This is a genomic window from Stenotrophomonas sp. 2201_Sma (assembly GCF_056486685.1).
On record NZ_CM151329.1, the window covers coordinates 4,058,183 to 4,073,859 of the forward strand.

The following is a 15,677-nucleotide window of genomic DNA, read 5'->3' on the forward strand; positions in this document are numbered from 1 at the left end:
GCGCGGACCGCGCCTGCATGAATGCTGTTCCCGGCGACCCTTGCACGGCGCCGCGGGCCGATGATAGTGTCGGCACATCCGGCCGCGTTCGCGTGCCGCACCTTCTGGACGCAGTTTCTTCCAGACCCATCCCCAACGTTCGCCGCCCCAGCCGGGCGCTCGCACCTTCAAGCGAGGAATAACGCTCTTGTCCGATAACACTCCCGAAACCGGCAGCGCAGAAGCGCCCGCCGAAAAGCGCGTGCGCAAGGCCCGCGTGACCAAGGCTGCCGCACCGGCCGCCGCCGAAACCAGCGCGCCCCCCGCGCAGCCGACCCTGCCGCTGGCCGCCGCGCCCGAAGCACCGGCGCCGGCCGCAGCCGCTCCCGCGCCGAGCGCGCCCGCCGCCGAGGCCCCTGCCAGCAGTGGCGGCGGTGAAGGCGGTGAGGGTCGCGAATCCGGCCAGCCGCGGCAGCAGAACCCTCAGGGTGGCGGCCAGCATCAGCACAACCAGAATGGCCAGCAGGGCCAGCAGGGCCAGCAGGGCCAGGGTCAGGGCAACCGCCGTGACCGTTTCCGCAACCGCCGCGACCGCGACCGCAACAACCGCTTCCGCGATGACGGCATGCCCAACGAGGGCGGCGAGCAGCAGGCGTTCGTGCCGCGCGTGCAGCCGACGGTGCCGGAAGGCTTCCCGGTCTATTCGCTGAGCGATCTCAAGCGCATGCCGGCACAGAAGCTGCTGGAAATCGCCGAACAGCTGCAGATCTCCGAAGGCGTGGCGCGTGCCCGCAAGCAGGATGTGATCTTCGCCCTGCTGAAGGTGCTGACCCGCCACGGCGACGGCGTTGCCGCCGATGGCGTGCTGGAGATCCTGCCGGACGGCTTCGGCTTCCTGCGCGCGGCCGAAGCCAGCTACCTGGCCGGCCCGGACGACACCTACATTTCGCCCAGCCAGATCCGCCGTTTCAACCTGCGTACCGGCGACCACCTGTCCGGCCGCATCCGCTTCCCGAAGGACGGCGAGCGCTACTTCGCGCTGTCGATCGTGGACACCATCAACGGTGAGCCGCTGGAAGCGTCGAAGAACAAGGTGCTGTTCGAGAACCTGACCCCGCTGTTCCCGCGTCGCCGCTTCACCCTGGAGCGCGGCAACGGTTCGTCGGAAGACATCACCGGCCGCATCCTCGACCTGATGGCCCCGCAGGGCAAGGGCCAGCGCTCGCTGATCGTCTCCCAGCCGAAAGCGGGCAAGACGATGATGATGCAGCAGGTCGCCACCGCGATCACCACCAATCATCCGGACGTGCACCTGATCGTGCTGCTGATCGACGAGCGCCCGGAAGAAGTGACCGAAATGCAGCGCACCGTGCGCGGCGAGGTCATCAGCTCGACCTTCGACGAGCCGGCCGCACGCCACGTGCAGGTCGCCGAAATGGTGATCGAACGGGCCAAGCGCCTGGTCGAGCACAAGAAGGACGTGGTGATCCTGCTGGACTCGATCACCCGCCTGGCACGCGCCTACAACAACGTCGTGCCGAGCTCGGGCAAGGTGCTGACCGGTGGTGTGGACGCCAACGCCCTGCACCGCCCGAAGCGCTTCTTCGGTGCCGCGCGCAACGTTGAAGAAGGCGGCAGCCTGACCATCATCGCCACCGCGCTGGTCGACACCGGCTCGAAGATGGACGAGGTGATCTACGAAGAGTTCAAGGGCACCGGCAACAGCGAAGTGCACCTGAGCCGCCGCATCGCCGAGAAGCGCGTGTTCCCGGCCATCGACATCAACCGCTCCGGCACCCGCCGCGAAGACCTGCTGATCGAGCCGGAACTGCTGCAGAAGATCTGGATCCTGCGCAAGCTGCTGCATCCGATGGATGAAATGGCCGCGATGGAATTCCTGCTGGACAAGATGAAGAACACCAAGTCCAACGACGAGTTCTTCGGTTCCATGAAGCGATAAGAAAAAAGCCCCGCACTGCGGGGCTTTTTTTGCTCGGGAACGGCGCATTCGCCGGGCATGGCCCGGCGCTGCCTTCGGTTACGGGCAGGCCACCGCGCCTTCGGCGGTAGCCGTGTTGGCCGTCAACCTGACCCGGGTGAAGGCCGCGGCGAACGGCGCGTCGGCGCTGACCACGAACGGGGCTTCCACCGCGCCCAGGTCCACGCCGCGCTTTGCAAAGCAGGCCAATGGCACGGTCACCGTCTGCTTCTGCCCGGGCGCCAGCGCGACCAGCTGCGGGGCGATGTCCACCCCACCCTCACAGCCGCTGCCACACTGCATGGTCACCCTCACCGGCGATGCCGGGTGCTTCACCAGCTGCACGTCGAACTGCAGCGCGCCGTTGCTGCGCGCCAGTGCGCCGAGATTGCGGCGCGAGGTGCTGCGTGCGATCAGCTGCGCCGGGGCTCGCCAGGTCACCTCCTTGGCGTCCTGCTGGGTGTTCACCTGCACGGTGCGCACCTGCACCACCGGCTTGGCGGTGGGCCAACGCAGCGTAGCGTTCAGATCATTGCCAAGCGGTTGGGTCGCTCCCGCGGCGGCAACGTGCAGGGCGAATGGCGGCGTGTCGGCGCGGTTGAAGATCGGCAGCACGGTGACTTCGCCGCAGCTGTCCGGGTCAGCTTCCTCGAGCCTGGCGACCTTGCCGCCCTTGGCGTAGCTGAGGCCATAGCCAAGCGCGAACAGCGCCGGCTTCTTCGCGTCGGGCTGGTCGATCGGTGCCGGGCACGGAACGCCCGGCCACGGGAAGCTGAGGCGTCCACGGAAGTCGTGTGCCGGCTTGCCGCCCTTGCCCGCCACCAGCACATCAGTCACGCCCTTGCCTTCGGTGCCCGGCAGCCAGGCGGCGACGAAGGCGCTGGACAGATTGAGCAGGTCGTTGACATACATCGGGCGACCGGACAGGTAGACGGTCACCACCGGCTTGCCGGTTGCAGCTGCGGCCTTCAGCGCGGCCAAGTCCTGCGGGTAGGCCCGGCTGTGGCTGACGGTATCCGAAGCGAGAATATCGCCGTTGGTTTCCGCATAGGGCGTCTCACCGATCACCGCCAGCACCACATCGAAAGCCTTCGGATCGACGCCTTGGCCATCGGCGCTGAAGCTGACCTTGTCCGCACCCAGTTCGGCGCGCAGCGCGCCCAGCACGGAATCGGCGTTGGGAAAATCGGAATTCCTGTTCTCGGTGCCCTGCCAGGTCAGCGACCAGCCACCGGACTGGTCGCCGATGCTGTCGGCGCTCTTGCCGACCACCAGCACCCGTGCATCGCGGCGCAGCGGCAGCACCTTGCCTTCATTCTTCAGCAGCACCAGCGATTCGCGCACGGCACGCCGGGCCAGGTCACGGTGCTGCACGGCACTGGCATCGCCGGCGTAGCGGCTGTCGGACGGCTTGTGGTCGAACAGGCCCGCGCGCAGCTTCACCCGCAGGATGCGGGCGACCGCATCGTCGATGCGCGTCAGCGGAATCTCACCGCTCTTGACCTGCGCGGTGGTGTTGGCGATGAACGCTTTCCAGTCGTCGGGCACCATCACCATGTCGATGCCGGCATTGATGGCCTGCGCACAGCTGTCGTTGCGGCAGCCCGGCACCTGCGCGATGCCGTTCCAGTCGGAGACGACGAAGCCATCAAAACCCATCTTGTCCTTCAACGCATCGGTCAGCAGCGCCTTGCTGCCGTGCATCTTGCCGTAGTCCACGCCTGCGGCGCGGTCGTTCCAGCTGTTGAACGAGGCCATCACCGTCTGCGCCCCCTCGGCGAGCGCACCATAGTAGCCCTGCGCGTGGACGTTGATCATGGTGTTCTTGTCGACCAGCGCCTCACCCTGGTCGCGGCCGTTGTCGGTGGCACCATCGCCGAGGTAGTGCTTGGCGGTGGTGACCACGTTACCGTCGTCCTTGAAGGTGCCCTGTGCTCCCTTCACGTAGGCGTGGGCGTAGCTGCGGATCACCGCCGGGTCGGACGAATAGCTCTCATAGGTGCGGCCCCAGCGAGGGTCATGGGCCACGGCCAGGGTGGGTGCGAACACCCAGCCGATGCCGGTGGCGCGCACCGAGCGCGCGGTCGCCTCGCCGATGCGTTCGATCAGTTCGGCATCGCCGGCCGCGCCCAGGCCGATGTTGTGCGGGAACAGGGTCGCACCCAGCACGTTGTTGTGGCCGTGCACCGCATCGGTGCCCCAGATGACCGGCACCGGCGTCTTCGCATCGGTTGCCAGCGATGCAGCGTGGTAGGCATCGGCCAGCTGCAGCCAGTCCTGCACGCTGGCGTGCTTGTCCATGCCCGGCCAGGAGCCACCGCCATTGAGGACCGAGCCGATGTAGTAGCGGCGCACCTCGTCCGGCGTGATGGTCTTGATCTCGGCCTGGGTCATCTGCCCGATCTTCTGCGCCAGCGTCATCTGCGCAAGGATCTCCTGCACGCGCCTTTCGATATCCGCATCAGCAGCGATCACGCTGTGGACGCGCGGCCAGTCCTGCAGGCGTTCGCCCGTGGACGGCGCGGCACCCGCCGATGCGGCCAGGGCGGCCAGCAGACAGCCGGAAAGAAGGGTCTGGGTGGGGCGCTTCACTGGGTACTACCTCCGTGGATGACGTTCCTGGCGTGCGGGACTGCAGCGGCACGTCGGTATGGGCGATCGGACGCCTGTCCTGACAGCGCTGTCATATAAGCCTGCCTGCATCGTGTCAATGAGCGATCGCACATCCTGTGGCGGCAATCGCGTAACGGCGGGCTTTGCGGCCGACGCAGCACACGGCCCGCGGCGGTGGGTGTTGCGACGCGACAAGAATTCAGGACGTGCCAGTCCCCCTCGCGTCGTGGCACCATCCGCCTGCTCCGGCAACACCGACATCGCAGGTACGCACTACCATCGGCGCGTCGCCGCCGCCTTCCAGGAGGATCCACCGCATCATGCGCAGTCGAATCGAGGATGTCGCCGCCGTTGCCGGGGTATCGATCAAGACGGTGTCCCGCGTGCTCAACCGCGAGCCGAACGTGCGCGAGCAGACCCGCGAACGGGTGCTGGCGGCCGTGGCGCGCCTGGGCTACAAGCCCAATCTCTCCGCGCGCAGCCTGGCCGGACAGCGCTCGTACGCGCTGGCACTGGTCTACAACAATCCTTCGCGCAACTACCTGATGGAAATCCAGAACGGCATGCTCGAGGCCTGCCACGCACAGCACTACAACCTGATCCTCGGCCCGGTGGGCACTGGCCGGCGTACCCTGCCCGACATGACCGCGCTGTTCGAGAACTCGCGTCCGGATGGCGTGGTGCTGATCCCGCCGCTGACCGACGACGAAGTAGTGCTGTCGTACCTGGAAGAGCATGACATTCCCTTCGCCTGCATCGCCCCGCGACACCCGGAGGGACGCATCGGCGTGCGCATGGATGAAACCACTGCGGTGGTCGAGCTGATCGGTCACCTGGTCGCGCAGGGCCACCGCCGCATTGCCCACATCAAGGGGCCGCGCGCGCATGGTGCCTGCCAGTGGCGCTACGCCGGTTACCGCCAGGCCCTGCGGCAGGCAGGTATCGCCTACGATCCGGCGCTGGTGGTCAACGGCCAGTTCTCGTTCGAGTCCGGCGTGGACGCAGCCAACCTGCTGCTCGACATGGATGAGCCTCCCACGGCAATCTTCGCCGCCAACGACGACATGGCCGCGGCCGTGTATCGCGTCGCGGGCGAACGCGGCCTTCGCGTGCCGCGCGACCTTTCGGTGTGCGGGTTCGACGACACCCCGATCGCAGGGCACATCTACCCTGCACTCACCACCGTGCGCCAACCGACCTCGCACATGGGGCGGCTGGCCACCGAACAGCTGATCGAGCACATCCGTGCCGAAGCCGCTGGCCGCATGATCACGGTCGAGCACGCGGTACTCGAACGCGAGTCGACCGCCGCACCACGGCGACGTTGAGCCAGCGGCGAACCTGCGGCTCACGCGGCAGGCAGCCGCGAACCCTTCCATGCATAGAAGGCAATGTAGAGATAACACAGCGCCGGCAGCAGGAACGACAGCTGCAGGCCATGATTGTCGGCAAGCCAGCCCATGGCCAGCGGGATGACCGCACCGCCGACGATCGCCATCACCAACAGGCTTGAAGCCTGTCCGGTGAGAGCTCCAAGGCGGGTGATCGCCAGCGCGAAGATGGTCGGAAACATGATCGAGTTGAACAGTCCGATGCTCACCACCGCCCACTTGGCCAGGCCACCCGTGGTGGAGACGGTGATGCCGAGCAGCAGCACCACCGCGAGCGCGAAAAGACCGAGCAGCCAGCGCGCATCCAACCGCGCCAGCAGCGCCGCGCCAAGCAGGCGCCCGACCAGCGCACCGCCCCAATAGAGCGAGACATAACCGGTGGCCTCCTGCTCGGTCATGCCCTGGCCGATGCCCGGCGAGGACAGGAAGTTGACCAGCACGCTGCCGATGGAAACTTCCGCGCCCACGTAGCAGAAGATGGCCAGCACACCCAGTCGCACATGGCGGTGGCGCAGGACGTCCCACGGCCGGCTTCGCGCGCCGGTGCGTTTCTCCACGCCGGGAATGGTGGGAAGACGGAACATCCAGATCGCTGCCGCCAGCAGGAACAGGACCACGGCCAGGCCGAAGTACGGCAGCTGCACCGATTGCGCTTCGGCTGCACGGTAGGCCAGTGCTTCGGCCTGCGGCAACAGCGCCAGCTGCTCCTCGCTGCGCGGCTGCGCCGACAGGATCAGCAGGCCACCGAACAACGGTGCCAGCGTGGTGCCCAGCGAGTTCATCGATTGCGCCAGGGTCAACCGGCTGGAGCTGGTGCGCTCCTCGCCCAGCAATGCCACGTAGGGGTTGGCTGCCACCTGCAGCACGGTGATGCCGGTGGCCAGCACGAACAACGCTGCCAGGAACAGCCCATAGACATGGGCGGCCGCAGCCGGCCAGAACAGCAGCGAGCCGACGCCTGCAATGGCCAGCCCGGCGACGATGCCGCGCTTGTATCCCACCGCAGCCACCAGCCGGCCAGCAGGCAGCGACATCAGGAAGTAGGCGCCGAAGAAGGTGAACTGGATGAGCATCGCCTGCACCCAGCTCAGCGCGAACGCCGCTTTCAGGTGCGGAATGAGGATGTCGTTGAGGCAGGTCAGGAAGCCCCACATGAAGAAGATGGCGGTGACCACCGCCAGTGCGCGGGTGGTGCCCTGCACGTGATGTCCTCGAATGGTCGTTGCTGTGTCCATTGCTTGTCCTTCCAGTCAGTGATCGAAGCCATCCTGCGGTCATGCGTGACATTTGCAGCCATTGTGATTGTCCAGCGCTGTCAGTCCGACGAATGCCCTGACACGTGCGGGCTGAAAGCTGATCCGCGCAGTTTTGTTCTGCACCGCACAACACTTTCCTGCCCTCGTGTTGGCAGCGCTGTCATCCCTGCAAAACCGCTGCAGATGCCGTCGCACAAGGCGTTGTTTCCGAAGCGACGAGGTTCTGGCAACGATTTCACAGCGCGCCTTGCGACCGCCGACGCGGCGCACTTCATGGCAGTTTGTTGACAACGCTGTCAAGCGTCGCTCCAATCCGGGCCACATGCAGTAGTCCGTGATTGAACGAAGCAGGATCGCCATTACCGAATTCCCTGGGGAGGGAGCTTCCATGAAGACGTACAAGGCAGTACCTCGCAAGACGATGCTCACTTCCGCGCTGCTGGCTGCGCTGGCCGCCCCGGCATGGGCACAGGACGCACCCGGCACCAACGAACCAGTCGATCCGACCACGCTCGATGCGGTGCAGGTCACCGGTATCCGCGGCAGCCTGACCTCATCGATGAACCTCAAGCGCGACAGCCAGGGCGTGGTTGACGGCATCGTCGCCGAGGACATCGGCAAGTTCCCGGACACCAACCTGGCCGAATCATTGCAGCGCATCAGCGGCGTTTCCATCGACCGCACTTCCAGCGGCGAAGGGTCCAAGGTGACCGTGCGCGGCATTGGTCCGGACTACAACCTGGTGCTGCTGAACGGGCGGCAGATGCCGGCGTCGAATCTGGGCAACGGCGGCGGTGGCCTGTCCGGCTCGCGCTCGTTCGACTTCGCCAACCTCGCTTCCGAGTCGATCTCTGCGGTGGAGGTATACAAGACCAGCCGCGCCGACAATCCTGCCGGTGGCATCGGTGCCACCATCAACATCAAGACACTGCGGCCGCTGGAGTCCGAACCAGTGATCAGCCTTGGTCTGAAGGCGGTCAACGATTCGTCCAACGACAACCTGCCGCGGACCCTGCGCGGCTCCAACGTCACCGGTGAGCTCTCGGGCATCTTCAGCCAGCGCTACGCCGACGATCGCTTCGGCGTGACGTTCAGCGCCAGCCACCAGGAACGTGATTCCGGCTTCAACCAGGCCACCGTGGCCGAGGGCTGGGCCACGTTCAAGGGCGACGAGAGCGCGGACTGGCGGGCACTGCCGCTGCCGGGCCAGGGGTATTCCGACCGCATCACCAACCGCCCCGGCCCCGACGACGTCTACGCACGTCCGCAGAACACCGCCTACAACGTCAACGGCGTGCAGCGGCAGCGCACCAACGCGCAGGCGACGTTCCAGTGGAAGCCGGCCGATAATGTCACCACCACGCTGGACTACACCTATGTCGAGAACAAGGTGCAGCAGCAGCGCAGTGAGCTGTCGGTCTGGTTCAACTATGGTCCGGGCGACAGCATCTGGACCAACGGCCCGGTGTCCGCGCCGATCATCTACAGCGAGGACATGACCAATTCGGACGTGTCGATGGGCGGCGCCAAACTGGCCACCAAGACCGACATGCACTCGCTGGGCTTCAACGTCGACTGGGAAGTGAACGACGCGCTGGACCTGTCCTTCGATGTGCACAACGCCGAGTCGGAATCGCGGCCGGACAGTCCTTATGGCTCGGCGGGCGTGCTCGGCGTGGCCGCCTTCGTGCGTGGCACCACCACCGTCGACTACAGCGGCGACCTGCCGATCATCAACATCGCACTGCCGCCGGGCGGCGTGCAGGCCTCCGACGCACTGGTCACCGGCTCGGTGTTCCAGAACAGCTACAACAAGTCCAAGGTGCAGCAGTACCAGGGCCGCGGCACGTTCCGCTTCGCCGACTATTCGGCGCTGGACTTCGGCGTGGGCCACACCCAGGTAGAGAACCGCTCTGCCTCGGCCATCATGCAGCGCAACAGCTGGGGCGGTCTGGGCTCTCCGGCCGACTACGCCGATGACATCTGGTACGCCGACAACATGGGCAAGTACTTCAAGGCATTCTCCGGCCACAACGATCCGCGCCTGACCGGCCAGTTCCTGGTGTTCGACTTCGACCGCCTGATCGATCGCGCGGCCCAGGTCGGCACCGATTCCGATCCGGCCTGCCCGAGCTGCTACTACGCACCGACGGAGTACTCCGAGGACATCCGCACCACCGAGAAGTCGAAGAGTGCCTACCTGCAGTACCGCACCACGTTGGATTGGTCGATGCCACTGCACGTGGCCGTCGGCGCGCGCTACGAGCAGACCGAGGTGGAGTCGAATGCGCTGGTGCGCGTACCGACCGGCATCAGCTGGAGTTCGGCCAACGAGTTCAACATCGACTACGCCGCCGATCGCGGCTTCGTCGGTGGCAAGGGCAAGTACGACTACGTGCTGCCGAACGTTGATCTGAAACTGGACCTGGCCGAGACGCTGGCGCTGCGCGGCAGCTACAGCCGCACCCTGGGCCGGCCGAGCTGGACGCAGATCCAGAGCGGTCAGTCGCTGGCCGACATCGTGCGCACCCAGGGCGGCAGCGGCACCCGCGGCAATCCGGGTCTGGAGCCGCTGATCTCGGACAACTTCGATCTGTCGCTGGAGTGGTACTACGGCGAGGCCAGCTATGCCTCCGTGGGCTTCTTCCGCAAGAACATCAAGAACTTCATCAGCGACACCATCGTGCGCGAGAACGCCGGCACCCTGCATACGCCGGTCGGTGGCGCGTACTGGAACGAGGCACTGGCATCGGGCTGCGGCACCACCGACATGCCCTGCATCCGCGACTACATCTTCACCAACCATGCCGGGGATCCCGGCGTAACCTATACCGGGCGCAATTCGGCCGGGCAGATGACCGGCACCATCGTCGGCCAGCCCAACGACCCGGTGGCCGGTTTCGACATCACGGTACCGGCCAACCAGCACTCGGATCACCTCGACGGCTGGGAAGTGGCGGTGCAGCACCTGTTCGGCCAGTCCGGATTCGGCGTGGCCGCGAACTACACCAAGGTGAAGTCGGGGCTGACGTTCAACAACCTCAGCCTGGGCGACCAGTACCCGATGATCGGCCTGAGCGATTCGGCCAACGTGGTCGCGTTCTACGACAAGAACGCCTGGCAGATCCGCGCGGCCTACAACTGGCGCGACAAGTTCCTCAACGGCATCGGTGGCCAGGGCCCGAACCCGAACTACACTGCCGCGTACGGTCAGCTCGATCTCAACATCAGCTACGCGGTCAGCGAACAGCTGACGCTGAGCCTGGAAGCAATCAACCTGACCGACGAGACCATGCGCACCTATTCGCGGCATACCAACATGCTGCGTTATGCCACCCAGACCGGTCCGCGCTACATGTTCGGCGTCCGCTACAAGTTCTGACCGGTAAATGAGGCTCGTGGAGCCGGGTTCATGCCCGGCCCACGCCGCACGGGTGCATGATGCGCGGACCCAAGGCCGCCGGGCACGGGCCCGGCTCTCCATCACGCCCAGGATGTCCACGCATGCTGCCCCACCCCCGACCCATCGATGACGTGCGGGACCTGGACCCGGATGAGCTGCCGGCGCGGCTGCACACCTGGACCACGCCGAAGGTGATCCGCGGGCTGGTCGCGCACTGGCCCCTGGTCGCGGCCGCGCGCCGCTCGCCTGCGGAGGCGGTTGCGCACCTGGCCGCGTTCGACCACGGGCAGATGCCGGTGACCGCGACCACGGCAGCACCCGACGCCGGCGGCCGGCTGTTCTACAACGCGGACATGAGCGGCTTCAACTTCCGCCGCGAGCAGGTACCGTTGAAAGTGGTGCTGGCCACGCTGCTGAAGTACGCCGCCGATCCGGCGCCGCCATCGATCTACGTGGCATCGACGACGCTGGACAGCTTTCTGCCCGGCTTCACCCGGGCCAATCCGCTGCAGCTGGGCGTGGACGAACCTCTCAGCAGCATCTGGATCGGCAACCGCTCGCGCATTGCCGCCCATCAGGACGTACCGGACAACCTGGCATGCGTGGCGGCCGGGCGCCGCCGGGTGACGCTGTTCCCACCGGACCAGATCGACAACCTGTACATCGGCCCGCTCGATTTCACTCCCGCAGGGCAGGCGATCAGCCTGGTCGATTTCCACGCACCTGACCTTGATCGCTTTCCGCGCTTCCCGCAGGCGCTGCAGCAGGCGCTGGTGGCCGAACTTGAACCGGGCGATGCGGTCTTCATCCCTTCACTGTGGTGGCACCACATGGAAGGTCTGGAAACATTCAATGTGCTGGTCAACACCTGGTGGCGGCCGGTGCCGGCCTGGATGGACTCGCCGATGAATGCCCTGATGCTGTCGATCCTGGCCCTGCGCGGATTGCCCGCGGCACAGCGCGCGCAGTGGCGCGCGATGTTCGACCACTATGTGTTCGCCGACAGCGAGGCAGCGACCGCACACATCCCGATGCAGGCGCAGGGTGTGCTGGGAACACTCGACGCAGCGGCGGCCGCGCACGTGCGCCAGACCCTGCTGCGCCGCCTGCAGCGCTGAGGCCCCGGTCACGCCGGGCTTCACCCGCGCCGACGCCGATTCTGGCGATAATGCTGCCTGCACCCGCCTGCGCCTGCCCGCATTGCGGTCCCTTCGCCCGATCCTGCTCCGCATGCGCCTGATTTCGCCCCGCCTCAACCTGGGCAAGCTGATCCTGGCCCTCGCCCTGCTCAGCGCCATCATCGCCCTGGCCAATACACTGCTGGCCAGCTACCGCGTGCAACGCGACCAGCTGGTCGGCAACACGCTGGAAGCCAACCGCGTCTATGCCAGCAAGCTGGCCGAGACGACCCAGAACTTCCTGCTGTCCGCCCAGCAGCAGCTGGCATACAGCGCGACCCGGCTGGGTGAGGCCGACATGGACCCGCGCCGGGCGCAGGGCGAAGCCAGCCGCCTGCAGCTGCAGTCGAGCAGCTTCAACTCCTCGCTGGTCGTGGATGCCGATGGCCTGGTGATCGCCACCTCGCCCCAGACGCTGCAGCTGCAGGGCGAGATCCTGCACAGTGCGGGCAACAATGCGGCACTGGCGTCCCGTCAGCCGATGATCAGCGACCCCTACCAGTCGGCCACCGGCAAGCTGCTGGTCTCACTGTCGCATCCGATTTTCGACGGCCAGGGCCGGTACCGCGGCTATATCAGCGGCACCCTGTACCTGCGCCAGCGCAGCGCGCTGCATACGCTGCTGGGTACGCATTACTACCGCGACGGCTCGTACCTGTATGTGGTCGACCGCCATGGCCGCCTGCTGTACCACGTCGAAGGTGAGCGGGTGGGTGACTATGTGGTCGGCAATCCGGCGGTGACGGCGGTGATCCACGGCGAGCGGGGAGCGCAGCAGGTACGCAACAACCGCGGTGTATCGATGCTGGCCGGCTATGCCCCGGTCGCTGTCACCGGCTGGGGCATCGTCGCCCAGCGGCCCACCGAAGCCACCCTGCAGCCACTGTCGCGGCTGATGTCGGCGGTGATCTGGAACGCGATCCCGCTGGGTGTGTTGTCACTGGTGATCACCTGGTGGTTCGCCCGGCGCATTTCGCTGCCGCTGTGGCAGCTGGCGCGCAACGTGCAGGCGGGCGAAGATACCGGCAACGCGATCAGCCATGTCAATGGCATCCGCGCCTGGTACTTCGAGGTTGCCCAGCTCAAGCATGCGGTGCTGCACAGTTTCAACGCACTGCAGGACCGGATCGGCACGCTCAACCGCGCCAGCCGCACCGATCCGATGACCGGTCTGTTGAATCGTCGAGGGCTGCAGCACGCACTGGATGCGCTGCAGGCGCAGGGCATTCCCTTCGCGATCCTGGCGCTGGACATCGATCGCTTCAAATCGATCAACGACGGCCATGGGCATGACGTCGGTGATGCCGTCATCGTCCATATCGCCGAGCAGATGCGCCGCCACTCGCGCGAGAGCGATCTGTTGTGCCGCGCTGGCGGCGAGGAGTTCCTGCTGCTGTTGCCGGGTATCGGTACCGAGCCTGCGCGCCAGGCCGCCGAGCGCCTGCGCCAGCACATCGCCGATCACCCCTTCGCACCGGTCGGCACGATCACGGTGTCGCTGGGCGTGGCCCATTTCCCCAGCTTCCATGCCGATGCCGAGCAGGCCCTGCGCCTGGCCGACAAGGCCCTGTACTTGGCCAAGGAACAGGGGCGCAACCGGGTAATCGTCTACCCCCACGCAGACTGAAGCGCAGGCGCGCGGGGCTACGCCAGCCGGTGGCTGGCGGCATAGGGCGGCGTGTCCGGATAGTCGCCACTGGCGAAGCGGGCCTGCAGGGCCTGCCACCAGCCGGGATCGAACAGGTGCCGATAGTGCTCACGCACGGCCGCCAGTTCGCCGGCCGGCAATCCCATGAAGGGGCCGAAGCGTTCGGGGAACACATCGCGCGGGCCAACGTGGAACCAGGGCTCGTCGGCCATCGCCTCTTCCGGCGAGCTCGGCTGCGGCCAGGCACGGAACACACAGTCGCTGACCAGGCACAGTTCGTCGTAATCGTAGAACACCGCGCGGCCGTGACGTGAAACACCGAAATTCTTCGGCAGCATGTCACCGGGGAAAATGTTGTTGCGCGCCATGTCGGTGATCGCCTGCGCGTAGTCGAGCACCGCAGCGCGCACCGGCTCTGCGCCCTGCTCGCGCAGGTACAGGTTCAACGGGCGGAAACGGCGCTGCACGTAGCACAGCGCCACTTCCACTTCGTCGCCATCGACGCGGATGCTCTGCGCGCACTGGCCCAGCAGTTCGTCAAGCAGCGCCGGCGCAAAGCGGTCGCGCGGGAAGCGCAGGTGCCGATAGGGTTGCGCGTCCAGCAGGCGGCCGACACGGTCCAGGTTGAACACCAGCGCGTACTTCTCTTCCACCTGCTGCCGTGACATCGCCTTCGGCCAGGCGAAACGATCGCGGATGAGTTTGAACACGAGCGGGTAACTGGGCAGGGTGAACACCGCCATGACCATGCCGGGGGTGCCTTCGGCGTGGACCAGGCGCTCGTGTGGATGTTCATTGAAATGGCGGAAGAAGGTGCGGTAGCGCTCGGTCTTGCCCTGCTTGGCACGGCCCAGCACGGTGTAGATTTCGTCGATCGGCTTGCCCGGCAGCAGGCTGCGCAGGAACACCACGGCGTCGCCGACGGTGGCCAGGTCGGCCTGGAAATAGCTGCGCGACACGCCGAACAGATGGGCGACATCGCGGCGACGGGTCAGCACTGCATCGGCACGCAGGCCCTGTTCGTCGTTGACCAGCGCGATCACGCAGGGCGAGAAGCGATGCTCGCCGAAGACGCGCCCTACCAGATAGGCGCGACGCTCGCGGTAGAACACGGTATCCAGCAGTTCGATGCTGCGTACCGGCGTATCGCCCCAGTGCGCAAGATCATCCTGCAGCCGTACGGCGATGGCGGCGGCACAGCGCAGCTGGTGCGCATAGGGAACATCGAAGCGATAGTCAGCCAGCACCCGCTGCAGCGCCTCCACCGGGCGCGTCGGCGAGACCGCATAGGTGTGGCGGGCGACCGGATGGGTGATCGCATCGGACGGCTCGACATCGAAGGCGATGAATTCCACCGCCGGGTCCACGCCGCGAGTGGCGAACAGCCGCCGCGACAGCGTGTTGTAGAACGTCTTGTACAGCTCGGCGTCGATCAGCCCCTGCAGCAGGGCGCTGTAGGCGCCGTGCACCTGCAACCACAGCGAGCGCTCGCCGATTGCCTCGCCGGCAAGCCTGCGCAGTGAATCCATCTGCTCGGCGATGCACAGGTCGTACAGGGCGATGCGCTCGACGGCGTCCTGGCGGGCACCGTTCCAGTCGCGCTGCTCGAAGCGCTGCCGCGCGCGGGCGGTGATCGCCGCGAAGCGGGCATGGTACTGCTCGAATCCATCGCGGATGGCGCCTGCGATGCGCGGCGCCAGCTCGGCAGCGATGTCAGGCGTGGACATGCAGGGCTCACCGGGGAAGATGGCTCAACCATACGCCGGCGTGGGGTGGAATGGGTAGAGCCGGGCCATGCCCGGCTCCAACAGGCATCGGCTCAGATGGCCAGCTCGGCCTCCACTTCCTGCACCTTGCGCCGGGCCAATGCCAGATTGGATTTGCTACGGTCCAGCACGATGTAGAAGAACAGGCCCTTCTTCCTGGCCACCGGGCGCATGATGTGGTACGCCCTGCCCAGCGAGATCAGGATGTCCTCGATGCTGTCGTTGAGGTTGAGCGACGCTGCGGTTTTCATCTTCGCGCGGATCACTTCGGTGTTGCCGGCTGCCGCCACTTCCATGTCCATCCCCGCACCGGCTTCGCCCAGCAGCATGCCGCTTTCATAGTCGACCAGCGCCACGGCCTGCGCGCCATCGATACCCATCAGTGCATTCAACGATTCAGTCAATCCAGACACGTTGCACCCCTTGTCGGTGTAGGTTCGAGCCCCTCGTTCCCCTGCGGCCGGG

Annotated in this window: 9 protein-coding genes; 5 read left to right on the forward strand and 4 right to left on the reverse strand. The window is 66.3% G+C overall.

Annotated elements, in window-relative coordinates:
- The first annotated feature begins 187 nt into the window (after positions 1-187).
- The gene (gene rho, locus ACZLIF_RS18675) at positions 188-1,939 is read left to right on the forward strand and encodes a transcription termination factor Rho (protein ID WP_128987693.1); all 1,752 of its coding nucleotides are present in this window, start codon (positions 188-190) and stop codon (positions 1,937-1,939) included.
- Between the two features lie 78 nt (positions 1,940-2,017).
- Here the strand turns inward: rho and ACZLIF_RS18680 are convergent, their stop codons facing one another.
- Complete coding sequence (locus tag ACZLIF_RS18680) at positions 2,018-4,549, reverse strand: glycoside hydrolase family 3 protein (protein ID WP_128987692.1); 2,532 nt, start codon at positions 4,547-4,549, stop codon at positions 2,018-2,020.
- Positions 4,550-4,890: 341 nt separating this feature from the next.
- Here ACZLIF_RS18680 and ACZLIF_RS18685 point away from each other — a divergent pair, with 341 nt between their 5' ends.
- The gene (locus ACZLIF_RS18685; RefSeq protein ID WP_053515642.1) at positions 4,891-5,898 is read left to right on the forward strand and encodes a LacI family DNA-binding transcriptional regulator; all 1,008 of its coding nucleotides are present in this window, start codon (positions 4,891-4,893) and stop codon (positions 5,896-5,898) included.
- 20 nt (positions 5,899-5,918) lie between these two features.
- Here the strand turns inward: ACZLIF_RS18685 and ACZLIF_RS18690 are convergent, their stop codons facing one another.
- A complete protein-coding gene (locus tag ACZLIF_RS18690) occupies positions 5,919-7,196 on the reverse strand; it encodes a sugar MFS transporter (protein WP_111186562.1) in 1,278 nt (425 codons plus the stop codon).
- A 409-nt stretch (positions 7,197-7,605) separates the two neighbouring features.
- On the opposite strand from ACZLIF_RS18690, the gene ACZLIF_RS18695 reads away from it, so the two are divergent.
- From ACZLIF_RS18695 to ACZLIF_RS18705, 3 genes are all read left to right on the forward strand, one after another.
- Positions 7,606-10,599: a TonB-dependent receptor gene (locus tag ACZLIF_RS18695; RefSeq protein WP_128987691.1), complete on the forward strand. Its 2,994-nt coding sequence runs from the start codon at positions 7,606-7,608 to the stop codon at positions 10,597-10,599.
- A gap of 122 nt (positions 10,600-10,721) precedes the next feature.
- A complete protein-coding gene (locus tag ACZLIF_RS18700; protein ID WP_128987690.1) occupies positions 10,722-11,738 on the forward strand; it encodes a cupin-like domain-containing protein in 1,017 nt (338 codons plus the stop codon).
- 112 nt (positions 11,739-11,850) lie between these two features.
- Positions 11,851-13,425, forward strand: coding sequence for a sensor domain-containing diguanylate cyclase (locus tag ACZLIF_RS18705; RefSeq protein ID WP_128987689.1), 1,575 nt, complete (start codon positions 11,851-11,853; stop codon positions 13,423-13,425).
- 17 nt (positions 13,426-13,442) lie between these two features.
- Here the strand turns inward: ACZLIF_RS18705 and aceK are convergent, their stop codons facing one another.
- Both aceK and ACZLIF_RS18715 read right to left on the reverse strand, forming a co-directional pair.
- Positions 13,443-15,173: a bifunctional isocitrate dehydrogenase kinase/phosphatase gene (gene aceK, locus ACZLIF_RS18710; RefSeq protein WP_128987688.1), complete on the reverse strand. Its 1,731-nt coding sequence runs from the start codon at positions 15,171-15,173 to the stop codon at positions 13,443-13,445.
- 92 nt (positions 15,174-15,265) lie between these two features.
- Positions 15,266-15,625, reverse strand: a complete 360-nt coding sequence (locus ACZLIF_RS18715) for a hypothetical protein (RefSeq protein WP_111186564.1) — start codon at positions 15,623-15,625, stop codon at positions 15,266-15,268.
- Between the last annotated feature and the right edge of the window lie 52 nt (positions 15,626-15,677).